The sequence below is a fragment of the Bradyrhizobium lablabi genome, assembly GCF_018131005.1.
GTDB lineage: Bacteria > Pseudomonadota > Alphaproteobacteria > Rhizobiales > Xanthobacteraceae > Bradyrhizobium > Bradyrhizobium lablabi_D.
Map to the genome: position 1 here is coordinate 140,514 of NZ_JAFCJK010000005.1, position 22,555 is coordinate 163,068.

The 22,555-nt window shown below is 62.7% G+C and carries 17 protein-coding genes and 1 pseudogene; 11 read left to right on the plus strand and 7 right to left on the minus strand.

The window, feature by feature from the left end; genetic code table 11:
• Positions 1–2: 2 nt before the first annotated feature.
• From JQ553_RS16655 to JQ553_RS16670, 4 genes are read right to left on the minus strand one after another with little or no spacing between them, the layout of a single operon-like run.
• Positions 3–710: a substrate-binding domain-containing protein gene (locus tag JQ553_RS16655; RefSeq protein WP_212501064.1), complete on the minus strand. Its 708-nt coding sequence runs from the start codon at positions 708–710 to the stop codon at positions 3–5.
• Positions 707–2,845: a molybdopterin cofactor-binding domain-containing protein gene (locus tag JQ553_RS16660; RefSeq protein ID WP_212501065.1), complete on the minus strand. Its 2,139-nt coding sequence runs from the start codon at positions 2,843–2,845 to the stop codon at positions 707–709. The genes JQ553_RS16655 and JQ553_RS16660 overlap by 4 nt, the downstream gene beginning before the upstream one ends.
• Complete coding sequence (locus tag JQ553_RS16665; protein WP_212501066.1) at positions 2,842–3,312, minus strand: (2Fe-2S)-binding protein; 471 nt, start codon at positions 3,310–3,312, stop codon at positions 2,842–2,844. The genes JQ553_RS16660 and JQ553_RS16665 overlap by 4 nt, the downstream gene beginning before the upstream one ends.
• A 22-nt stretch (positions 3,313–3,334) precedes the next feature.
• The gene (locus tag JQ553_RS16670) at positions 3,335–4,309 is read right to left on the minus strand and encodes a tripartite tricarboxylate transporter substrate binding protein (protein ID WP_212501067.1); all 975 of its coding nucleotides are present in this window, start codon (positions 4,307–4,309) and stop codon (positions 3,335–3,337) included.
• Between the two features lie 167 nt (positions 4,310–4,476).
• Between JQ553_RS16670 and JQ553_RS16675 the strand changes: the two genes are divergently transcribed.
• The 5 genes from JQ553_RS16675 to JQ553_RS16695 all read left to right on the plus strand — a co-directional run bounded on the left by JQ553_RS16675 (position 4,477) and on the right by JQ553_RS16695 (position 10,688).
• On the plus strand, positions 4,477–5,529 hold the full coding sequence (locus tag JQ553_RS16675) for a substrate-binding domain-containing protein (protein ID WP_249144351.1): 1,053 nt from the start codon (positions 4,477–4,479) through the stop codon (positions 5,527–5,529).
• 26 nt (positions 5,530–5,555) lie between these two features.
• Positions 5,556–6,908: an MmgE/PrpD family protein gene (locus tag JQ553_RS16680; RefSeq protein ID WP_212501069.1), complete on the plus strand. Its 1,353-nt coding sequence runs from the start codon at positions 5,556–5,558 to the stop codon at positions 6,906–6,908.
• A gap of 6 nt (positions 6,909–6,914) precedes the next feature.
• The gene (locus JQ553_RS16685) at positions 6,915–7,658 is read left to right on the plus strand and encodes an SDR family NAD(P)-dependent oxidoreductase (protein ID WP_212501070.1); all 744 of its coding nucleotides are present in this window, start codon (positions 6,915–6,917) and stop codon (positions 7,656–7,658) included.
• Positions 7,659–7,742: 84 nt separating this feature from the next.
• Entirely contained in the window at positions 7,743–9,839 is a 2,097-nt protein-coding gene (locus tag JQ553_RS16690) for a molybdopterin oxidoreductase family protein (RefSeq protein WP_212501071.1), read from the plus strand.
• A gap of 66 nt (positions 9,840–9,905) precedes the next feature.
• The gene (locus tag JQ553_RS16695) at positions 9,906–10,688 is read left to right on the plus strand and encodes an enoyl-CoA hydratase/isomerase family protein (RefSeq protein WP_212501072.1); all 783 of its coding nucleotides are present in this window, start codon (positions 9,906–9,908) and stop codon (positions 10,686–10,688) included.
• 60 nt (positions 10,689–10,748) lie between these two features.
• On the opposite strand, the gene JQ553_RS16700 is transcribed toward JQ553_RS16695, so the two are convergent.
• From JQ553_RS16700 to JQ553_RS16710, 3 genes are all read right to left on the minus strand, one after another.
• Positions 10,749–11,177, minus strand: a complete 429-nt coding sequence (locus JQ553_RS16700; protein WP_212501073.1) for a heme-binding protein — start codon at positions 11,175–11,177, stop codon at positions 10,749–10,751.
• Positions 11,170–14,148, minus strand: coding sequence for an FAD-binding and (Fe-S)-binding domain-containing protein (locus JQ553_RS16705; RefSeq protein WP_212501074.1), 2,979 nt, complete (start codon positions 14,146–14,148; stop codon positions 11,170–11,172). Before JQ553_RS16705 ends, JQ553_RS16700 begins: the two co-directional genes overlap by 8 nt.
• 100 nt (positions 14,149–14,248) lie before the next feature.
• Entirely contained in the window at positions 14,249–15,001 is a 753-nt protein-coding gene (locus tag JQ553_RS16710; RefSeq protein WP_212501075.1) for a GntR family transcriptional regulator, read from the minus strand.
• A 133-nt stretch (positions 15,002–15,134) separates the two neighbouring features.
• Here JQ553_RS16710 and JQ553_RS16715 point away from each other — a divergent pair, with 133 nt between their 5' ends.
• The 6 genes and pseudogenes from JQ553_RS16715 (at position 15,135) to JQ553_RS16740 (ending at position 22,453) form a co-directional block, all read left to right on the plus strand.
• The gene (locus tag JQ553_RS16715; protein WP_212501076.1) at positions 15,135–16,337 is read left to right on the plus strand and encodes an alanine--glyoxylate aminotransferase family protein; all 1,203 of its coding nucleotides are present in this window, start codon (positions 15,135–15,137) and stop codon (positions 16,335–16,337) included.
• Between the two features lie 57 nt (positions 16,338–16,394).
• Positions 16,395–17,679, plus strand: a pseudogene (locus JQ553_RS16720) (MFS transporter).
• A gap of 130 nt (positions 17,680–17,809) precedes the next feature.
• Positions 17,810–19,009 (plus strand): alanine--glyoxylate aminotransferase family protein, encoded by a 1,200-nt coding sequence (locus tag JQ553_RS16725; protein WP_212501077.1) that lies wholly within the window; start codon positions 17,810–17,812, stop codon positions 19,007–19,009.
• A gap of 33 nt (positions 19,010–19,042) precedes the next feature.
• Positions 19,043–19,840: an enoyl-CoA hydratase/isomerase family protein gene (locus tag JQ553_RS16730; RefSeq protein WP_212501078.1), complete on the plus strand. Its 798-nt coding sequence runs from the start codon at positions 19,043–19,045 to the stop codon at positions 19,838–19,840.
• A gap of 172 nt (positions 19,841–20,012) precedes the next feature.
• Positions 20,013–20,438, plus strand: coding sequence for a hypothetical protein (locus JQ553_RS16735; RefSeq protein ID WP_212501079.1), 426 nt, complete (start codon positions 20,013–20,015; stop codon positions 20,436–20,438).
• Between the two features lie 1,028 nt (positions 20,439–21,466).
• On the plus strand, positions 21,467–22,453 hold the full coding sequence (locus tag JQ553_RS16740; protein ID WP_212501080.1) for a tripartite tricarboxylate transporter substrate binding protein: 987 nt from the start codon (positions 21,467–21,469) through the stop codon (positions 22,451–22,453).
• Positions 22,454–22,555: the final 102 nt, after the last annotated feature.

A 22,555-nucleotide genomic window follows, 5' to 3' on the forward strand; every position in this document is an offset into this window, starting at 1 on the left:
GGCTATTTCGGGTTGGCAACGAAGCCTGCCCGGCGGCGCAGTTCCAGTGTGCGGCTCGACGTCAACAGAGCAATCAGCCATCGTGCTTGAGGCGCCGCAGCCGCCAGCGTCGTAACGGCGGCCGTGTAGGTGGTCGCTAGGTCGCACCCTGATGGCAGCGCTCCCGACAATACCACGCCGTCTGTGGTGATGATCTCGGTCGCCTGGGTGCAGCCGATCGGCCGCCGTGCATCGCTTGCCGCGAGATGACGCATCGCGGTTGCGCCGTTCGGAAAAATCCACAGCCGGTCTTCGACTTTGCCAGCGATGCCGAGTTGGGTGAGCACTTTGGCAACGTGAATGCCAGCGGTCGAAGCCTTGGTGTCAGGTACGAAGATCGCGTCGGAGGCGAGCAATGCATCGCGCAGGCTGGCGACGTCGGTGGCGCGCACCAGCGGATCGCCAGCGCGGACGGCGAGGGAGGTCTCGACCAGGCCAATATCCGCAATCGAATTGCCCACAGTCAGTCCCTCGTCGGCAAGCTTGGCCACCAATGCCGCGGTGAAGATGACGATGTCGGTTGGCACGCCCGCGCGCAGCTTGTCCGCCATGGCGCCGACCGCACCAAATTCGCCGGCGATGTCGAAGCCGGTTTCGGCCTTGAGGGCCGGCGCGAGACTAGTCACCAGCCCCTGCGCTGCGCCACCGCTCAATATATTAAGGCTCGTCATTTGTTCAGTTCCATGGCCGCGATCAAGCTGTCGCGGGTGATTGGAAGATTGCGGATGCGCAGGCCGAGGCAATCGAACACGGCATTCGCAATCGCCGCGGTGACCGGACCATGCGCGGCTTCCCCGGCACCGACCGGATCGAGATCGGATCGCTGGATCACCTCGACCTCAACGTCCGGGACCTCGCTGAAGCGAAGGATCGGATAGTCCGACCAACTCGCGCTCGTGATCCGCTGCTGGTCGAAACGTACGCGCTCTTTCAGCGCCCAACTCACCGCCTGGATCGCGCCGCCTTCGATCTGATTGGCGACGCCATCGGGATTGATGGCCTCGCCGACATCCGCCGCGAGCGTCAGCTTCATCACACGAATGTCCTGATCGCCCTCGACCTCAGCTATCGCTGCACAATAGGCGCCGGTGTTCTTGTAGCGCGCAAAGCCGATGCCGTGGCCGACGCCGGGCCGCCGCTCTGGCTTCCAACCGGCGCGCGTTGCCGCGCTGCGGATCACATCCCTGGCCCGCTCGTCGCGCAAATGGCGGAGGCGGAAGGCAACCGGATCCTCATTGCGTCCAGCGGCGATCTCATCCAGGAAAGACTCGATCGCGAACACATTGCCGTGGGCGCCGAGCGTCCGCAACGCCGAGGTGCGGACAGGCATGGTCAGCAGGCGATGGCTGGCAATCCGCCACGCCGGAAAATCGTAGAGCGGGATGGCATTGCGGTCTGCGCCGCCGCCATTGGCTTGCGGCGGATTGCTCGAAATCATCCGGGGAAACGGCTTTTCCAGTTCGAAGGCCGCCAGCAGAGCGGGCTGCGCGGCGCGCCCCGGCCGGGCCGCATGACCGTTGCTCCAGACAGAGTGGCGCCAGTCGACGACTTCACCAGCGGCGTCGAGATCGGCCTCGATCTCGATCACCATTGCGGCACCGAACGGCGCCTGCGTCATCTCATCCTGGCGCGACCACTGCACGCGTACAGGCCGTCCGGGAACGGCCCTTGCCAGCAACACGGCATCGAGCGCGACGTCGTCGGCAGCATTGTGCCCGTAGCAGCCCGCGCCTTCCATATGCTCGACCGTTATGTTCTCGATCGGTAGCTTCAGCACCAGCGCCAGATCGGCGCGCAACAAGTAGACGCCCTGGCTATGCGTCCAGACCCGCACCTTGTCGGCGTCCCATTGCGCGATCGCGCAGGATGGAGCGATCGAGGCGTGCGCAAGGTAGGGGCGGCTGTACTGCCGCGCGATCGTGCGGCTCTTCACTCGCGGCATCGACGCCGCTCTCTCATCGATCACTACTGGCTCTGATGGTTCAGCCTTCAGGAACGAGGCGAGATCGTTCTCGTCAGGCAAGGTCTCCGCTTGAGACCATGTCGCTCCCTTCTGCAAGGCCTTGAGGGCGGCCTCGACGCAATGCTCGGTCTCACCGACTACGCCGGTGAAACTGCCGTCGCGCGCGATGGCGACCACGCCAGCGATCGCCCGCGCTCCGTCCTCCTTCAATTCCAGCAGCTTTGCGCGCGCGGTGTCCGGGCGCATCACGCGGCCGTGAAGCATGCCGGGCAACACCTGATCGTGAATGAAGCGCGGACATGAAAAGACCTTGTCGGGAATGTCGAGCCGCTGCGTTGAGCGCCCCGCAAGCGTGCGTTGCGCGACAGGTTTTGGCATGACGGCAGCTGTCGCGTCACGATCCAGAACAACGTCATCGGCCAGTTCCCAGTAGCTGGTCGTGACATTGCCCGGTCCGGAGATCGTGCCGTCCTGGATCGACAGCGCGTCGGCCGCTACACCGAGCCGGTCAGATGCCGCCGTAAGGAAAATGTGGCGCGCTTCAGCGCAGGCGTGCCGCAACGCGCGGCCGGATTGCTGGATCGAGAGGCTGCCGGAGGTGACGCCTTCGTTAGGGCTCATCGCCGTCGAGGCGCGCACCATGCGCACGCGCGAGATTTCGACGTCGAGTTCGTCGGCCGCAATTTGCGCCAGCGCCGTGACGATACCCTGGCCGATCTCGACCTTTCCCGGCGAAACGGTAACCTCGCCGTCGGCCGAAAATTTCAGCCATGACGACAGTTTCGGGTTCGCCGCGAGGTTGACCGGGAGTCCCGCCGCGGAGCTGGGAGCTTGCTGGTTCATCCGGCCGCCATCTCCGCGGCCGCGCGCAGCACCGCTCGCACCATACGGTTGTGCGATCCGCAGCGACAAAGATTGCCATCGAGGGCCTCCTTCACCTCACTGCTGGACGGCGAAGGATTTCGCTTCAACAGCGCCGCCGCGCTGATCAGGATGCCGGATACACAATAGCCGCATTGCAATGCCTGTTCGGCTATGAATGCCCGCTGCAGTGGGTGTGGCCGCTTTGCGGTGCCGAGACCCTCGAGCGTCGTGACGTCCTTACCGGCGACCGACCAGAGCGGCGTATCGCAGGAGGCTATCGCCCGATCGCCGATCAGGACGTTGCAGGCGCCGCATTCACCAGCGCCGCAGCCGAAATGCGCCCCCGTTACAGCAAGAGATCCACGCAAGACGTCGAGCAGCGACCGGTCGGGGTCGGCGTCGACATTGGTATCGACGCCATTGAGGCGAAATCGAATACTTGGCATGGCGCCCTCGTGCTGCGGCGAGCTATTGGGTCTTCTCGAACCTCTTGACGACTTCAGCCCACTTCACAATATCGCCGCGCAGGAATTTGTCGAATTCCTCCGGCGACATCGCCATGGCTACGGCACCCTGATCCGACCAGAGCTTGACGATATCCGGCCGCTTGATCGCGGCGTTCACGGCAGCGTTGAGCTTGTCGATGACAGGCTTTGGCGTCCCCGCCGGTGCCATCAGGCCGAGCCAGATCGTCGCCTCATAGCCCGGAACGCCAGCTTCGATCACAGTCGGAACATTGGGGAGCACTGTCGAGCGCGCCTTGCCCGTTGTCGCCAGCGCGCGGACCTGATTTCCGGCAACATTTGGCGCCATCGTTGGCACCGCGTCGATCATCATCTGGACCTGGCCACCGAGCACTCCGCTGCGGGCTTCGCCGCTGTTGCGGTAGGGCACATGCACGACGTCGATGCCTGCCATCGTTTTGAACAGCTCGCCGGCCATGTGATAGGGAGTACCTTGGCCGGACGAAGCGTAGTTCAACTTCCCTGGCTGGGCTTTTGCAAGTGCGATGAATTCCTGCAGCGTCTTCGCCTGCACGGCCGGGTGGACGACGATCACGAGGTCGGAATAATTCAGCGGCGCGATCGGTGCGAGGTCACGCATCAACTCGTATTTGCGCTGCGGCACCAGCGATTCATTGGCGGTCTGGGTGTTCGACATCATCAGCAGGGTGTAGCCGTCGGCGGGTGCCTTCGCGACCTCCAGCGTGCCGATCACGCCGCCGGCGCCGGTGCGGTTCTCGACGACGAAGGGCTGGCCGAAGTTTTCCTGCAGGATGCTGCCGATCTGGCGTGCAGTGACGTCCGCCGGGCCGCCGGGACCAAACGGAACGATGATCTTGACCGGCCGGTTGGGATAATCCTGTGCGGCTGCCGGTGACCCAATGATCGGTGCGGTGAGTAGGGCCGCAGCCAGCGCCAGCACGAACCTCGAGCCCGCCATGAAAATTCTCCCTCGACTTTAGTCTTCTTTCTTGATCACAAGTCTAGCTGCAACGTAAAGCATCTGTCGACGACAGACTCCGTTTCCCGCATAGGAATAAAAGATGGGGAGCGGTGTACCCAACTTCGCCATCAAGCGCGGGGAAGCACATGAGGAAACGTCTTGGGATGTCACGCCGCGACGTGCTGAAGGGCACTGGAGCGGTCATTGCGGGGGCAGCCTTTTCGACGCGGGTCATCGCCGCTGCGCCACCGGCGGAGTCGATCACGCCCGCGCTGATCGAAGCCGCGAAAAAAGAAGGTCAGATCGTCTACTACACCTCAACGGATCTGCCAGTCGCGGAGAAGCTGGCAAAGGCGTTCGAGGCGAAATATCCCGGCATAGCCGTGCGCGTTGAGCGCACCGGTGCCGAACGTGTCTTTCAACGCATCGGCCAGGAATATTCGAGCAACATTCACGCGGTCGACGTCGTCAATTCCTCGGACGCCGCGCACTTCATCGTCTGGAAGCGCGACGGCGTCCTTGCACAATACGTCCCAGAGGATGTCGCTAAATTCTATCCGGAGGACCATCGCGACGCGGACGGGCAGTTCGCGAGCTTCCGCGTCTGGCTCTCGATCATCGCCTACAACACCAGCCTGGTAAAGCCGGAGGATGCACCAAGGAGCTTTGCCGACCTGCTCGATCCAAAATGGAAGGGCAAGATCGTGAAGGCGCATCCCGGCTACAGCGGCACCATCATGACCGCAACTTACCAGATGCAGCGCGACCTTGGCTGGGGCTATTTCGAGAAGCTCGCCAAGCAGAACATCATGCAGGTGCAGTCCTCGGCCGATCCGCCCAAGAAGCTAGACCTCGGCGAGCGCGCCGTGATGGCCGATGGCAATGAATACAATATTTTCCAGATGAAGGAATCCGGTCGTCCGGTCGAGCCGGTCTATGCCACCGAAGGTTCACCCTTGATCATCGGGCCAAACGGCATCTTCAAGGCCTGCCCGCATCCGAACGCGGCAAGGTTGTTCCAGTCGTTCGCGCTGGGCCGCGAGGCGCAGCAACTCATCATCGATGTCGGCGGATTGCGCTCGGTGCACGCACAGACCCAGGAGAAGGCCGGCCGCAAGCCGTTGAAGGACATCAAGACGATGAAGGACGATGCCGCAGCGGTGGAGCGGGAAGGCGAGTCAATCAAGTCGCGCTACACGCGAATCTTCCGCGTCTGACGCGCATGAGCTCGATTTCGCTAGGGATGTCTGTCGCCGAAACGCTGGCGGAGAGGATCGCTGCGCTCAGGCCAGGAACGCTCCCGGCCGTCACCGTCGGCAAATGCGAACATCTCCTGACCGATGTCGTCGGTCTCTGCGTCGCCGCGCGCAATGAAAACTATGTCAGAAGCGCGCTCGCCGGCTGCGACGATGACGGCTCATGTACCGCGATCGGGCATGCGCGGACATTGAACGCGGCCGGTGCAGCCTTTGTCAACGGCACGGCCGCGCATGGCGAGGATTTTGACGATACGTTCGAGGGCGGTCCAGTGCATGCCGGCGCTGTCGTCGTGCCGGCGGTACTGGCGGCCTGCGAGCGGCACAATCCCGATGGCCGCATGGCGCTCATCGGGATCGCCGTCGGCACGGAGGTGTTGTGCCGTCTCAGCCTCGTGGTGCCCAAGGCGGTGCACAAGGCGGGTTTTCATCCGACCGCGGTCTTTGGCGCAATCGGTGCCGCGGCTGGCGTCGCTGCCGCGCTTGGGCTGACTGCCCGGCAGATCGTCGATGCGTTCGGCATCGCCGGCAGTATGGCAGGGGGGATCATCGAATATCTCGCCGAGGGAGCATGGACCAAGCGGCTGCACGCCGGCTGGGCCGCGCAATCGGGCATTCGCGCGGCGCTGTTGGCACGCGGCGGCTTCGTCGGCCCGCGCACGGTTTTCGAGGGCGTGCACGGGCTGTTTCACGGCTTCGCGCACACCACGAACGGAGATTACGAGGCGCTGGTCGGGGATTTCGGCGCGCGCTGGGTCACCGACACGCTGGCATTCAAGGCGTATCCGTGCGGGACAATGGCGCAGCCCTACATCGATTGCGCCCGTCGGCTCGCGGCACGCGGCGTGCGGCCCGAGGACGTGATCGAGATCATTTGCGAGGTGGCCGAGGGGACCGTGCACAGGCTCTGGGAGCCGCTCGGCGACAAGCAGCGTCCGCCCAATGGCTATGCGGCCAAATTCGCGACACCCTATTTGCTCGCGACCGGATTTGTTCATGGTGGCGTTGGGCTTGGCGCTTTCACGGAAAGTGCAATTCAAGATGCGCGGGTGTTGGCCCTCGCGGCCAAGGTGACGTTCGCGATCGATCCGGAAAATCCCTATCCGAGCAACTACACTGGCCATGTCCGCGCAAAGCTGAGAGATGGCAGCGTGGTTGAGGAGCGGCAGCCCTATTTGCGCGGCGGAGCGAACGAGCCGTTGACGCACCGGGATCTGATCGACAAGTTCAATCTCAGCGTTGCGCATGGCCGCTGGAGCACCGAACAGAGAGACGTTGTATTGCAACTGCTGGCGGGGCTGTATGGCGGCCGCATCGATCTTTCACGCCTGCGCGGGTAGGTGCTTATGATCAGGGAACTCGCCGACAAGGTCGCCATCGTCACCGGCGCCGGACGCAATATTGGCCGCGCCATCGCGCTAACACTCGCGGATGGCGGCGCTTCCGTGTTGGTAAACGCACGAACCAATCACGCGGAAGCCGATGCCGTCGTGCGCGAGATCGAGGCCCTCGGCGGCAGGGCGATCGCGCATCTCGGCGATGTCGCCGACGCTGATTCAGTCCGTGCCATGGCCGCCGCGGCGATGCAGCGCTTCGGCCGGATCGACATTCTCGTCAACAATGCTGCGTTGCGTCGGGAAAGGCCATTCGCGGAGATGGATCATGCGGCATGGCGCGAGATCCTCGACGTTACCCTTGATGGTGCCTTTCACTGCGTCAAAGCCTGCCTTCCGGCGCTGCGGCAAAGCGGGGCCGGGACGATCGTCAATATCGGCGGCCTGAGCGCGCATACGGGTGCAAGGAATCGTGCCCACGTCGTGACGGCCAAGGCCGGGATCGTCGGTCTCACCCGCGCACTCGCGCACGACCTCGCCGACGACGGGATCACCGTGAATTGCGTCGTTCCCGGGTTGATCGGCACGCCCCGAGCAAAGGAACCGGCGCATCATCTGACGCACCAGACGATCACCGGCGTGAAGGGTCGGCCGGAGGATGTCGCTTCCGCGGTGCGCTACCTCTGCGGTCCCGGCGCGCGCTACATCAATGGCCAGGCGATCCATGCCAATGGTGGCGCCTATCTGGGCGTCTGACGCATGGCTTGTGCACGGTTTTCGCGCGAACTGAGCTCATAAATAACCTCGGCGGACAGGTAAATTGGTGTTACCTATTTGGCCATGAACCAGCACGCGAAGATCGATATCGGCCATTCCACCTGTCCACACGATTGCCCCTCGGCATGCGCGTTGGACGTCGAAGTGATCGACGGCCGCTCGATTGGCCGAGTACGCGGATCAAAACGACAGACTTATACCGCTGGCGTGGTCTGCGCCAAGGTTGCCCGTTACGCAGAGCGGATACACCACCCCGACAGGCTGATGCACCCGATGCGCCGGACCGGTCCGAAGGGCTCCGGCCATTTTGCGCAGATCTCATGGGACGAGGCGCTCGACGAAATCGCCGCGCGGTTCGACGCCGCCGAGGGCGAGTTCGGTGCGCAATCGGTCTGGCCCTATTACTACGCCGGCACCATGGGGCTGGTGATGCGCGACGGGATCAATCGCCTGTCGCACGTCAAGAAATACTCCCGCTTCTATTCGACGATCTGCGCCAACATCGCGCGCGTCGGGTTCGCCGTTGGCACCGGCAAGATCGCCGGCGTCGATCCGCGAGAAATGGGCGTCTCCGACCTCGTCGTAATCTGGGGCACCAATCCGGTGAACACCCAGGTCAACGTCATGACGCACGCGATGCGCGCCCGGAAGGAGCGGGGTGCCAAGATCGCCGCGATCGATATCTACAACAACGACACCATGAAGCAGGCTGATATCAAGATCATCCTGCGTCCCGGCACCGATGCAGCGTTCGCCTGCGGTGTGATGCATGTGCTGTTCCGCGAAGCCTACGCGGATCGGGCGTATATGGAGCAGTACACCGATTGTCCGTCCGAGCTTGAAGCGCATCTCGAGACCCGCACGCCCGAATGGGCGTCGGCGATCTCGGGCGTGCCGGTCGAGGAGATCGAGGCGTTCGCGCGCCTGGTCGGCCAGACCAAGCGATCGTTCTTCCGGCTGGGATACGGCTTCACCCGGAGTCGCAATGGGGCAGCCCAGATGCATGCGGCGCTGTGCATCCCGGCGGTAACGGGAGCTTGGCAGTACGAAGGCGGCGGCGCGTTCTTCAACAATGCCGCGATCTGGCGGTTCAACGAATCCGTGATCGAGGGGCATGACGCGATCGACCATTCGACGCGCTGGCTCGATCAGTCGAAAATCGGTCGCATCCTGACCGGCAATGCGGAGGCGCTAAAGGGCGGACCGCCGGTCAAGGCGATGCTGATCCAGAACACCAACCCCATGACGGTTGCCCCGGAGCAGACGCTGGTCCGTGAAGGCTTCGCGCGAGACGACCTGTTCGTCGCGGTGCATGAGCAGTTCATGACCGAGACGGCGCTGATGGCCGACATCGTCCTGCCGGCAACCATGTTCATGGAGCACGACGATCTCTACTATGGCGGCGGGCATCAGCACATTTCGGTCGGCCCCAAGCTGATCGATCCTCCGGCTGAATGCCGCTCCAACCATCAGGTAATTCAGGCACTCGGTCGACGCCTCAAGGCCGTGCATCCCGGGTTCGAGATGTCACCGCGCGAACTGATCGACGTGACGCTCAAGAAGAGCGGCCATGGCGACATCGAAAGCCTCGAGGCTGATCTGTGGCGTGACTTGCAGCCGGATTTCCGGACATCACACTACCTCGACGGTTTCGCGCATGCGGACGGGAAGTTCCATTTCAAGGCCGATTGGGCCAATCCGCCGTTCGGCAGGTCGGGTCTCGGTCCCTGGGAGCAGATGCCGTCACTGCCTGATCATTGGACCATTATCGAGGAAGCCGACGAGCAGCATCCGTTCCGGCTCGCGACCTCGCCTTCGCGCGGCTACCTCAACACCAGTTTCAACGAGACACCCGGATCCCAAGCCCGTGAGGGCGTGCCGACCGTGATGATCCATCCGGACGACGCGGCGGCGCTTTCGATCGCCGATGGCGACCCAGTGACGCTCGGCAATATGCGCGGCGAGACCACGCTGACCGCGAAATTGTTCGATGGCTTGCGCCGAGGAGTCTTGATCGCCGAATCCATCCACCCGAACAAAGCCCATATCGGCGGGCGCGGCATCAACACGCTGACCGGCGCCGACGTGGTCGCACCTGTCGGCGGGGCCGCGTTCCATGACAACAAGGTCTGGGTGAGGAAGGCGCCGACCGCCGCATAAATCCTGCTTGCGGTCGGAACCGATCCTGCCGCAAATGTAAGGTATAAACGGCGATAGGCGGCGAACATGAGCGACAGCAGCAGCGTCATCCTTGAGAAGCGCGGGCAGGCCTTCTGGATCACCATTAACCGGCCCGACAAGCGCAACGCGCTCAATGCCGACGTGATCGCGGGCGTAGCCAAGGGTTATCGCGACGCGCATGACGACAAGGACGTACGCGTCATCGTGCTGACCGGTGCGGGCGACAAGGCGTTTTGTGCCGGTGCCGATCTGCAGAACAGCGGTGCCGCCTTCTCGATGGATTATTCGCGCCCCAATGTCGACTACGCGGATTTGCTGCGGCTGTCGCAGAACTCGACCAAGCCCGCTATCGCGCGCGTCGGCGGCGTCTGCATGGCGGGTGGCATGGGGCTGTTGTGCATGACCGATATGGCCGTTGCCGCCGACCACGTGATCTTCGGATTGCCCGAAGTGAAGGTCGGCGTGTTCCCGATGCAGGTGATGAGCCTGCTGCAATCGATCGCCCCGCGACGCCTCGTCAACGAATGGGCCCTGACTGGCGAGCCCTTCGATGCCAACACCGCGCAGGCCGCAGGTCTGCTGAACTACGTCGTCCCGGCAGCCGAGCTTGACGACAAGGTCGAATGGCTGATCGGCCGCATCGTCGACAAGTCGCCGACCGCGATCCGCCGCGGCAAATACGCCATGCGCGCGATCGCTTCGATGTCGTTCGATGAAAGCATCGCCTACACCGAGAGCCAGATCGCGCTGCTTGCAATGACCGAGGACGCCAAGGAAGGTCTCAAGGCATTCGGCGAGAAGCGCAAGCCGTCATGGCCGGGGCGCTGACCGCACGCGCCTACCCGATGGACGCGAGCGGGGTAAGGCGGGTCCGCGCCCGTGTCGCGGTCAGCCTGCGTTGGCCTTCAGCCCGGCGGCTTCGATGCCGGCTACGGCGCAGGCCTCGTCATTGTCGGACGTATCGCCGCTGACGCCGACGGCGCCAAGCAGCGCGCCGCCATCAAGGATCAGTACGCCGCCCGGGACCGGCACCATCCGGCCCTGCGCCAGCGTATTCACGGCGTCGATAAAATAGGCCTGCTCCTGTGCACGCTGAAACAGCGCTCGCGATCCCATTCCCATCGCGAGCGCGCCATAAGCCTTGCCATGGGCAATCTCGGCCCGCATCAGGCTTGTGCCGTCCTGCGCGGCGGTGACCTTCACGGCGCCGCGAGCGTCGAGGATGGTGATGACGAGCGGCTTGAGTTTCTTCTCGACTCCCTTGGCCAACGCGGTATCCAGAATCTTGCGGGCGACGTCGAGGGTAAGCTCAGCCATGGGTTCGTTCCTTTGCAGGCATTAACTTGTGGGAGGGCGATTTCGCACAATTCAAGCTCATCGCCAATACGCGGGCGACGTGAAGGGCGGCGCGTCCGCTACCATCCTTGATCTGGTGCCGGCAGGAGGTCCCATCGGCCACGATCAGCGTAGCCGGATCGGCGCCCCGGACGGCCGGGAGCAGCGACAGTTCGGCCATCTCGATCGAAGTCTGGTGGGTCTCGGCACCATAGCCGAACGCGCCGGCCATGCCGCAGCAGCTCGATTCGACGATTTCAATGCTGAGGTCGGGCACGAGGCGGAGCACCTTCTCGACCGGCTTGAAAGCGCCAAATGATTTCTGGTGGCAATGACCGTGGACGATTGCTTTTCCGGCGATCGCCCCAAGCGGCAGGCTAAGGCGTCCGGCTTCCGCTTCACGCACCAGGAATTCCTCGAACAACAGCGCGTGCGCGCTGACGTTCTTCGCCACGTCGTCCGATCGCAGCGAAAGCAGTTCGTCGCGCAATGTCAGGAGACAGCTCGGTTCGAGTCCGACAATCGGCACGCCACGCGCCGCAAACGGCGAGTAGGTCGCAACCAGCCGGTCCAACTCCTCGCGGGCCTGGTCGACCAGACCCGCGGACAGGAACGTCCGTCCGCAGCAGAGCGGCCGGGCATGGTCCGTAGGCTTTGGCAGGTGAACGCGATATCCACCTGCAACCAGCACTTCCAGAGCAGCGTCGAGGTTCTCGCGCTCATAGCTGCGGTTGAATGTGTCGGCGAACAGTACCACCTCGCGGCCGCCGGCCGGACCGAACACCTCAGCGCCGGGCCTGAACGTGTCGCGGCGAAACGCGGGCAGGGTGCGCTTTGCGCTGATGCCTGCGAAGCGCTCAAACAGCGCTCGAAGCAGCCGGCTGTTGTTGCGCCAATTCGCAAGCGGTGCGACTCGCGACGCGAGATCCGCATAGTGGGGCAGGTACCCCACCAACCGGTCGCGCAGCGACAAGCCATGCTTGGCGGCGCGGGCGGCCAGCACCTCGATTTTCATCTTGGCCATGTCGACGCCAGTCGGACATTCATGCCGGCAGGCCTTGCATGAGACGCAGAGCTTGAGCGTGTGCATCATCTCGTCGGAGGACAACGCATCCGGTCCGAGCTGGCCGGAGATCGCGAGCCTCAGCGTGTTGGCGCGGCCGCGAGTCACGTCGGTCTCGTTGCGGGTCGCACGATAGGACGGGCACATCACGCCGCCCTCGAGCTTGCGGCAGGCTCCGTTGTTGTTGCACATCTCGACCGCGCCCTGGAATCCGCCCCCCGCGCCGGGATAGGCCGACCAGTCGAGCACGGTCTTCAGCTCCGCAACGCGATAGCCTGGGGAAAAGCGAAACAGCGAGCGGTCATCCATTTTGGGCGGATCGACGATCTTGCCCGGATTGAGCGTGTTGCCGGGGTCGAAGCGCTGCTTGACCTCGCGGAAATCGGCGACGATGCGTGCGCCGAACATCGCCTCGTGAAATTCGGAGCGCACCAGGCCGTCACCGTGCTCTCCGGAATGCGAGCCCTTATATTCGCGCACCATCGCGAACGCTTCTTCGGCAATGGCGCGCATTGCCTTGACGTCCTTTTCGAGCTTGAGATTGAGCACGGGACGCACGTGCAGGCAGCCTTCGGACGCATGCGCATACATCGTGCCGCGCGTGCCATGCCTGGCGAAGATGGCATTCAACCGTTCTGTGTAGTCGGCGAGATGCGGCAGCGGCACCGCGCAATCCTCGACGAAGGAGACGGGCTTGCCCTCCTGCTTCATCGACATCATGACATTGAGGCCGGCGGCGCGGAAATCGGCGAGGCTGGTCTGCAGGGCTGGCTCGATGATCTCGATCACGCCGCCCCATTTGCGTTGCGGCTTGTCCCAGCCGAAACCGAGGTCAGCCATCAGCTCACCGAGTTGCTTGAGACGCGCGAGATTGTCCGCCTGGTGCTCTTCCGCGAACTCGACGACAAGGATCGCATCCGGATCGCCGCGCACGGCCGCAGAAATGATCGGCTGAAACATCGCGATTTCGCGTCCGAGCGCGATCATGGTGCGGTCGACCAGCTCCACAGCGATCGGCCGCAGCTTGACGAGATGCTGGGCGGCGTCCATTGCCTCGTAGAAGCTGCCGAAATGGCAGACGCCGAGCACCTTGTTGCGGATCAGCGGCCATAGCTTCAACTCGACCTGTGTCGTGAAGGCGAGCGTGCCTTCGGAGCCGACCAGAAGATGCGCCATGTTGTTCGGCGCATTGCGCGGCACCAGCGCGTCGAGATTGTAGCCGCCGACCCGGCGCTGCACTTTTGGAAATTTGTCTGCTATCTCGGCCGCCTCGCGTTCGCCGAGATCGAGCATGTCACGGAACAGCTTCACACCGCTTTCGGGTGCGTCGACCCGAGTGAGATCACGCGGGACCTCGCCGAAATGCAGCAACGTCCCGTCCGCTAGCGCCGCATCCATCGACAGCGTGTTGTCGCGCATAGTGCCGTAGCGGAGCGAGCGCCCGCCGCAGGAATTGTTGCCGGCCATGCCGCCGATAGTGGCGCGAGAGGCGGTCGAGACGTCGACGGGAAACCACAGCCCGTGCTTCCTGAGTTGGCGGTTGAGATCGTCGAGCACGATGCCGGGTTCGACCACGCAGGATTGGTTCGCGACGTCGAGCGAGACAATCCGGTTCAGGTGCTTGGAGAGGTCGACGACGATGCCGTCATTGACGGTCTGGCCGCATTGTGAGGTGCCACCGCCGCGGGGGGTTACGATGCGGCCGTCTTCTCGGACGATCGCGAGCGCCTGCAGCGCTTCGCCCGTGGTTCTGGGAACGACAACGCCGGCCGGCATGATCTGGTAAAACGAAGCGTCTGTGGCATAGCGGCCGCGGTTGAAGGCGTCGAAAAAGACATCGCCGGTCAGGCATGACCGCAGGCGCTGCTCGAGCGATGAGGCGTTCTTCATCCCAAATCCGACGCGATCCAAGAGCGCTGCCGCAGCTCCTCAGAATAGTGATGCATTCTTCCGGTGCGCTAGTTACATTATGAATTCATAATGGGCAAGGCTAGCCGGCGCGAGGCGTGTCGGCTGGAGCGGCTTCATCTCCTTCGGCCAGGTGCTCGATAGCCGCGGTCCGCTTGTTTCGCAAATGCTGGAACAGGATGTCGCTCAATTCGCCGCCGGCGCGGCGCCGCAGAGCATCGAGGATGGCTTCGTGCTCGCGCATGGCGTCGGCCCAGCGCTGCCGCTTGCGGGCGAAGTTGGCGGAGTAGCGAACGCGGCGGATCCGGCCGGCGAAGTTGGCGTAGGTTGTCGTCAAGGTCTCGTTGCGCGCTGCCGCGACAATGCTCTCGTGGATGCGCTGGTTGACCTGAAAATAGCCGTGCATATCGCGATGCAAATAGTAGCCGTACATTTCGTAATGCAGTCGCTCGATCGCCCCGATCTCGTCGTCGGTGATGATCTCGCAGGCCAGTCGTCCGGCGAGGCTCTCAAGTCCCGCCATCACGTCGAATAGTTCCTCGATGTCGCCCTTGCCGAGCTTGCGCACCCGGGCGCCCCGGTTTGGCAGCAGGTCGATCAAGCCCTCCGCAGCCAGCACCTTGAGCGCTTCGCGCAGCGGCGTCCTGGAGATACCGAGCATTTCGCAGAGCTGGCGCTCGGGAACGCGCGCGCCGTCGGGAATGTTGCCCTCGACCATATAGTCGCGAAGCCGAGCCAGAATCTCGCCATGGAGCGAGACCTCCGGGCGGTCGCTGCCATTGCCGCAGGCGGGCAGAGCGATCGGGGCACCAGCTTCAGGAATCGTGGATTTCATATCCAGGACAATAATTTACCAATTTGACTGCGTCGACGATATCAGACGAATACCAAAATGTGATTGAAAAGGCAAAAAATGAATGCAAAATTTGCAGCCCGCTGAGCTAGAGTCGAAAGATTGGGAGGTTTTGATGCATCAAGGACGCCATTTTCTGCAGATCCCAGGGCCGAGCCCGGTTCCCGATCGCGTTCTTCGCGCCATGGACATGCCGGTCATCGATCATCGCAGCGCCGAGTTCGCAGAGCTCGGAGGGGCTGTGCTCGAGGGCAGTAAGAAAATCTTTCAGACGGCAGGTCCGGTAGTGATTTTTCCTTCGTCAGGAACCGGAGCCTGGGAAGCCGCAATCGTCAACACGCTGTCGCCGGGCGACAAGGTTCTGATGGTCGAGACCGGTCACTTCGCGACGCTGTGGCGCCAGATGGCGGGCCGCTTCGGAATCGAGGTCGACTTCATTCCCGGCGATTGGCGCCGTGGCGCCGATCCGGCCCAGGTCGAAGCCAAGCTGGCGGAAGACGCCGCGCGGTCCATCAAGGCCATCATGGTCGTGCATAACGAGACCTCGACCGGTGCGACCAGCCGCATCGCGGATATCCGCTCCGCAATCGACCGGACCGGCCATCCGGCCCTGTTGATGGTCGATACAATTTCATCGCTCGGCTCCGTCGATTACCGGCATGACGAATGGAAGGTCGATGTCAGCGTGAGCTGCTCTCAGAAGGGTTTCATGCTGCCACCCGGCCTCGGCTTCAACGCGATCTCGGAAAAGGCCCGCGCCGCGTCCAGGACCAACAGGATGCCGCGTTCCTACTTCGATTGGGAGGAGATGCTGAAGCCGAACGCCAAGGGCTTCTTTCCGTATACGCCCGCGACGAACCTGCTCTATGGACTGCGCGAGGCGATCGCGATGCTGATCGAGGAGGGGCTCGACAACGTGTTCGCCCGCCATCAGCGGCTGGCCGCGGCCACCCGTGCCGCAGTGAATCAGTGGGGCCTCGAGGTGTTGTGCCGGGAGCCCTCGGAGTTCTCACCGGTGCTGACTGCCGTGCTGATGCCTCCCGGCCATGATGCCGACCAGTTCCGCAAGGTCGTGCTGGACAATTACAACATGTCGCTCGGCGCGGGCCTGTCGAAGGTCGCCGGCAAGGTGTTCCGCATCGGCCATCTCGGAGAATGCAACGAGCTTACGCTGCTCGGCGCGCTGACTGGCGTGGAGATGGGATTGTCGGTCGCGGGTGTCCCCCATCGCTCCGGCGGCGTCGAAGCCGCGATGACGGTCTTCGAGCAGCGGACGCAAAACAATTCATCGCAGCATGCGACGGTGACCGGTACCTAGCGGGCACTGCGGCATCGTGTGCCAAGAACAAGAAAATGACGACTCGGGAGTACGAGAGTGAGGTTGCGGTTCAAGGCCACGCACGTCGTCCTGGCGATGCTCTGCGTGATGTATTTCATCACCTATATCGACCGGGTGAACATCGGAACTGCGGCAAGCGAAATCCAGAAGGAGCTTGGTCTCACCAACACTCAACTGGGATTGGTGTTCTCGGCCTTCGCCTATCCCTACCTACTGTTCCAGGTGATCGGCGGCTGGGTCGGCGATCATTTCGGCCCCCGCAAGACCTTGTTCTGGTGCGGCATGATCTGGGCCGCTGCGACCATCATGACCGGCTCCGTCCATAGTCTCGCGGCGTTGTTCGTCGCGCGTTTCGCTCTGGGGTTCGGCGAGGGGGCGACCTTTCCGACCGCCACACGTGCAATGCAGTACTGGACGCCCGCGAGCCGTCGCGGCTTCGCACAAGGGCTTACCCATTCGTTCGCGCGGCTCGGCAACGCCATCACCCCGCCGGTTGTTGCGCTCCTGATAGTCTGGCTGACATGGCGCGGCGCATTCATCGTGCTTGGCCTGCTTAGCCTGGTGTGGTGCATTGCCTGGGTCTGCTACTTCCGTAACGAACCGAGAGACCATGCCTCAATCACCGAGGCCGAACTCGCAACCCTGCCGGCGCGTCCGCAGGGCGAACAGCCGAAAGTGCCGTGGGGCCGGTTGCTGCAACGCATGTGGCCGGTGACGCTAACCTATTTTTGCTACGGCTGGAGCCTGTGGCTGTATCTCAATTGGCTGCCGCTATTCTTCAAGAACAACTATAATCTCGACATCAAGAGTTCGGCGTTGTTCGCATCCGGCGTCTTCTTTGCCGGCGTGGTCGGCGACAGCCTGGGCGGCATCATTTCGGATCGCATCCTGCAGCGGACCGGCAACGTTCGCCTCGCGCGGCTCAGCGTCACGATCCTGGGGTTTGCAGGTGCTCTGCTGTCGCTGTTTCCGATTCTGTTTGTTCACGACATCACGGTCGTCGCGCTCTGCCTGTCGGCCGGCTTCTTCTTTGCGGAGCTCGTGATCGGCCCGATGTGGTCGATCCCGATGGACATTGCGGCGAAATATTCAGGCACCGCAGCTGGGATCATGAACACGGGATCCGCGTTCGCGGCGATCGTTTCGCCGCTCGTTGCCGGTGTCGTCATCGACGTCACCGGAAATTGGTATCTGCCGTTTCTGATGTCGATGGGGCTCTTGCTGCTCGGCGGTTTCTCAGCCTTCCCTGATGCATCCCGAGCGGCCGTTCGATGACGCCCAGGGGCTGGTCCCCTTGCGGAGGGCGGTGGCGGCCGAATAGGAGGAGATCGGGACCCCCTACGGGTGTCGTTGGATATGCATGACGGGCCCGCGCCTGGCGGGGGACAAACCAGCCGAATAGTGATATGCGACCGGTTTCAAGACCCTAGGCAAGACCGGGAAGAACGCTCATGACCCTGCATACTGGAAGGCATTTTTTGCAGATTCCGGGACCGACAAACGTGCCGGACCGCGTGCTGCGGGCAATGGACATGCCGACCATGGACCATCGCGGCGCCGAGTTCGCCGAGATCGGTTTTGCCGTTCTTTCCGCAATGCAGCGGGTGTTCCGGACCAAACAGCCCGTGATCATCTATCCCTCGTCCGGGACCGGCGCTTGGGAAGCCGCGATCGTCAACACGTTGCAGCCGGGCGACAAGGTCCTGATGTGCGAGACCGGCCAGTTCGCGGTGCTGTGGCACGGCATCGCCGAAAAGTTCAAGCTCGACATCGACTTCATACCGGGAGACTGGCGCCACGGCGGCGATCTCGAACAGATCGAGGCGCGGCTTTCCGCCGACAAGGCCCACAAGATCAAAGCGGTCTGCATGGTCCACAACGAGACCTCGACGGCTTGCGTCACCTATCCGCTCGACGTGCGCAAGATCATGGACTCGGTCAAGCACCCGGCGCTCCTGATGGTCGACACCATCTCCGGCCTGGGCTCGCTGGAATATGAGCATGACGCCTGGGGCATCGACGTCTCCATCGCCGGCTCGCAGAAGGGGCTGATGCTTCCGCCGGGTCTCGGCTTCAACGCGGTCTCGGAAAAAGCACTTGCTGTTGCGAAGGCCAACCCGGGAATGCGCTCCTATTGGGACTGGCAGGAGGTCATCAACATCAACAAGGCCGGCACCTGGCCCTACACGCCCGCGACCAACCTGCTGTTCGGCTTGAAAGAGGCGGTGAGCATGCTGGAGGAAGAGGGCCTCGAGAATGTCTTCGCCCGCCACAAGCGCCATAGCGAGGCGACACGCGCGGCCATCAAGGTCTGGGGTCTGGAGACACAGTGCCAGGAGCAAGGGGCGCACTCGCCGGCGCTGACCGCGGTGCGCATGCCCGAAGGGCACGACGCCGACAACTTCCGCAAGGTCGTGCTGGAAAATTTCGACATGTCGCTTGGCACCGGCCTGAACAAGGTCAAGGGCAAGGTGTTCCGAATCGGACACATCGGCCATTTCAACGACCTGATGCTGATGGGCACCCTGTCCGGTGTCGAAATGGGCCTGGACCTTGCGAAGGTACCGCATCGCGGTGGTGGCGTGCTGGCGGCGATGGAGATCTTGAAGCGACGCGACGTTGTCGAACTGCCGAAGGCCGCCGTCGCCTGACCTGAATTTTCGGCAAAAGAGAAAGAGCGAGACATGAACGCGCCCGCTGCCGCGACTGAAGACCTGATCTACTCCGTCGAGGATGGGATCGCCCGCATCACGTTCAATCGCCCGCAGGCGCGCAACGCGCTGACCTTTGCAATGTACGAGCAGATGGCAGCGATCTGCGAGGCCATCAACCAGGATCGTTCCATCAAGGCGCTGATCCTGACCGGCGCCGGCGACAAGGCATTCGCCTCGGGCACCGACATTTCGCAGTTCCGTGCCTTCAAGACTGCGCAGGATGCGCTCGACTATGAGGCGCGCATTGACCGCGTGCTCGGCACGCTGGAGAGTTGCCGAGTGCCCGTAATCGCGGCGATCGCCGGCGCGTGCACCGGGGGCGGCGCCGGGATTGCCGCCTGCTGCGACATCCGCATCGGCACTGAGACGACGCGGATCGGATTTCCGATTGCGCGCACGCTCGGCAACTGCCTCTCGATGTCCAACATCTCCCGTCTGGTCTCGCTGGTCGGCCCGGCGCGGACCAAGGACCTGATCTTCAAGGCGCGGCTGGTCGAGGCACCGGAAGCGTTGGCGCTCGGGCTGCTCAATGAGGTCGTGCCCGACGTGGCAACGCTGCAGCGCCGCGCCGACGAAACCGCGAGGCTTGTCGCGAGCCATGCCCCGATCACGCTTGAGGTGACCAAGGAAGCCGTGCGCCGCATCCGCCGCACGCTGTCGCGCGACGAGGGCGAAGACCTGATCCTGCGTGCCTACATGAGCGAGGATTTCCGCGAGGGGATGGACGCCTTCCTCGGCAAGCGCACGCCAAACTGGAAGGGCAAATAGCGCTCCTCAAGAGGCGTCCGCCGCCATCTTTTTCCTGCAGCGGGGACGTGGCTCATGAGCGCGAGGCCATAGCTCCGCGGTGGTTGATCTAAATCAAAGTGGCCGTGCAGCGGACACGTAGTCAAGTATTGCGCGGCGACGCAAGCTGTTATTCCTGGATCAGGTGACTTGCATGTCTTTGAAGCGCTCCGCCTGCATTATCGCCGCTGTTCTTTTGCCGGTGGCGGTCTCGATATTGTCAGAGCCGGCAATGGCCTACGTGAAGCGGATTGCGTCGCTTCCGCAGTCCCTCTGGGGGGTGTGGGCACCGAACGCGGATGCCTGCAACGATGCAGATAAGCTGGCCGTTGTTCTGTCAGCCAGGTCCTACAAGAGTTCGCAGGCATCGTGTGACTTCATTGACTTAAGCAAAACACCCGGGCCGAACGGCCCAATTTATTCTGCTCGTGCGCGATGCATCCAGCCGGGACAAACGAACCCCGCAACTTCAAATCTGATCTTTCGCCCAGAAGGTTCGAATCGGATTTCGATCGGTCCTGATTTCAAAACTCTCAAGTTAAATCAGAAGTGTGCTGCGGGTCCGCCAAATGCCCACTGAACTCCGGAGCAGCATCCGTTGGCTACGCAACGGTGCATCCCGTTCCGGACGGACGCCCGCTGCCCAATGACGGCTATGGGTCCATTCGCGACCTACGCAGTCGGTCCAGCCTTCCACCCCGATGTCCGTTTTGACCTGAAAGCCGCCTGATTGTTGCGCGCACGCGAAATGATGCGATGGGCCCAAGAACGGAAGTCGGGTGCGGCGCCGAGGCCGGACCGGAAGCGCTGCGTCTGGCCAGCCGCCTGAAATGGATTCCTGGATGCGCAATTGCTCATCATAGCTCGCGCGGAGCCTGTCATCCCGCCGCGTCTCGCGCGGACCGGTTGGCGCGCCTTGAGATGTCGCGGGAATGGCATCTGCCACGAGGCACTGATTTGCCCGACAGGGCAAGTCCATGCACGAGAAATATTTCTGTTTTTCAGAAGTGCAAATCAGTCGTACAATCCCGCCCGTCTCACCCGATTGAGGGGCGCTTCGCGATCGTCACGAGTGTTGGGTTGGGATGCGGTGGACGCCGATCGCGTGACTGACGAGCACGCGCGAAGCGGACGGCGAAGTCGTGTGGTCCTGACGCCCCAGTGGCTGGCGTTAAGTTGCGTGGGACTCGTTCTTTCGCAGCGACGGTGACAACCAAGCCCGGTCTCGCCGAGGAGAGCACGAAGTAAGTCGTAAACCATCGCGCAGGGAAAGCCGGGTTGTTTCCGGTTACACCTGTGGTCCTACCCCCGTGCTTTTTGTTGCACGGGACCCATGGGTGCGATCGGCACCCGGCTTTCCCTGCGCCCTCAACTTTCTGAGGGCGGAACGAGACGCAAAACTCGGACAAATCACGTCGCGAGAACGAGGATGTATGTCTTCCGTCGTTGCTTCGTTGCTATCGCGTCTCGCAGCGACGGCGCTCCCTCATTCCAAAGTCATACGTCAGGCGGCCGTTCACGGCTTGAACTCACCGGCATTATTCGCACAATGACGGTGACCTGCCATTCTTGCAGGTTTTTGCCGAGAGATAGGTAGGGAACAAACACGTGGGACATCTTCTGAAAGCCACGGCTGCCGTTGCGGCCGTACTGCTCAGCCCGCCGGCCTTCGCGGGCTGGGAGCCAAGCAAGCCGGTCGAGATCGTGGTCGCAGCGGGTGCGGGCGGAGCCTCCGACCAGATGGCGCGCATGATGCAGGCGGCGATCCAGAAGAACAATCTCATGAAGCAGCCGATGGTGGTCTCGCTGAAGGGCGGCGCGTCGGGCGCGGAAGCGCTGATGTATATGAAGTCAAGCGAGGGCGATCCCAACAAGGTGCTGATCGCCTATTCGCTGATCTACATGCTGCCGCTGTCGGCCAAGATTCCCTTCAACTGGCGCGACCTCACGCCGGTATCGGTGATCGCGCTCGATCAGTTCGTGCTGTGGGACAATGCGTCCGGTCCCAAGACGGTGAAGGAATTCATCGCGGCAGCAAAAGCCTCGGGCGCGCCATTCAAGATGGGCGGCACCGGCTCCAAGCGTGAGGACCATGTGCTGACCGTTTTCATGGAGCAGAAAACCGGCGCAAAATTCTCCTATCTGCCCTACAAGTCTGGCGGTGAGGCGGCGACGCAATTGGTCGGCGGGCACACTGAGTCCAATGTCAACAACCCCAGCGAAAACCTGGAAGTCTGGCGCGCCGGCCAGGTTCGCGCGCTATGCGTCTTCGACAAGGAACGCATTTCCTACAAGACCAAGGTCACGGACACCCAGTCCTGGAACGATATTCCGACCTGCAAGGAGGAAGGGCTCGACGTGCAGTATCTGATGCTGCGCGCGATGTTCCTGCCCGGCAAGGTGACGCCGGAGCAGCAGGCTTTCTATGTCGACCTGTTCCAGAAGGTGACGCAGACGCCCGAATACAAGGACTACATGGAAAAGCAGGCGTTGAAGCCGATCTTTCTCACCGGCAAGGACATGGCGCAGTTCCTCGAGGATGACGACAAGCTTAATGCCACGCTCATGAACGAAGCCGGCTTCGTCGCGAAATAGCCATCCGTTCTCGCCGTCCTGCGCACCGCGTGGCCTGCCGAGCCATGCGGCGCGAGGCGTTGCATCGCTCGACCTTCGAAGCGGAATTGCCTTGCAAGCGGG

Coding starts and splice junctions, on each gene's coding strand:
- JQ553_RS16675 (WP_249144351.1), top strand. CDS start 4,477: ATGTCACGCCGCGACGTGCTGAAGGGCACTGGAGCGGTCATTGCGGGG.
- JQ553_RS16705 (WP_212501074.1), bottom strand. CDS start 14,148: ATGAAGAACGCCTCATCGCTCGAGCAGCGCCTGCGGTCATGCCTGACC.
- JQ553_RS16670 (WP_212501067.1), bottom strand. CDS start 4,309: ATGGCGGGCTCGAGGTTCGTGCTGGCGCTGGCTGCGGCCCTACTCACC.
- JQ553_RS16690 (WP_212501071.1), top strand. CDS start 7,743: ATGAACCAGCACGCGAAGATCGATATCGGCCATTCCACCTGTCCACAC.
- JQ553_RS16710 (WP_212501075.1), bottom strand. CDS start 15,001: ATGAAATCCACGATTCCTGAAGCTGGTGCCCCGATCGCTCTGCCCGCC.
- JQ553_RS16685 (WP_212501070.1), top strand. CDS start 6,915: ATGATCAGGGAACTCGCCGACAAGGTCGCCATCGTCACCGGCGCCGGA.
- JQ553_RS16680 (WP_212501069.1), top strand. CDS start 5,556: ATGTCTGTCGCCGAAACGCTGGCGGAGAGGATCGCTGCGCTCAGGCCA.
- JQ553_RS16715 (WP_212501076.1), top strand. CDS start 15,135: ATGCATCAAGGACGCCATTTTCTGCAGATCCCAGGGCCGAGCCCGGTT.
- JQ553_RS16695 (WP_212501072.1), top strand. CDS start 9,906: ATGAGCGACAGCAGCAGCGTCATCCTTGAGAAGCGCGGGCAGGCCTTC.
- JQ553_RS16660 (WP_212501065.1), bottom strand. CDS start 2,845: ATGAACCAGCAAGCTCCCAGCTCCGCGGCGGGACTCCCGGTCAACCTC.
- JQ553_RS16730 (WP_212501078.1), top strand. CDS start 19,043: ATGAACGCGCCCGCTGCCGCGACTGAAGACCTGATCTACTCCGTCGAG.
- JQ553_RS16700 (WP_212501073.1), bottom strand. CDS start 11,177: ATGGCTGAGCTTACCCTCGACGTCGCCCGCAAGATTCTGGATACCGCG.
- JQ553_RS16665 (WP_212501066.1), bottom strand. CDS start 3,312: ATGCCAAGTATTCGATTTCGCCTCAATGGCGTCGATACCAATGTCGAC.
- JQ553_RS16725 (WP_212501077.1), top strand. CDS start 17,810: ATGACCCTGCATACTGGAAGGCATTTTTTGCAGATTCCGGGACCGACA.
- JQ553_RS16735 (WP_212501079.1), top strand. CDS start 20,013: ATGTCTTTGAAGCGCTCCGCCTGCATTATCGCCGCTGTTCTTTTGCCG.
- JQ553_RS16655 (WP_212501064.1), bottom strand. CDS start 710: ATGACGAGCCTTAATATATTGAGCGGTGGCGCAGCGCAGGGGCTGGTG.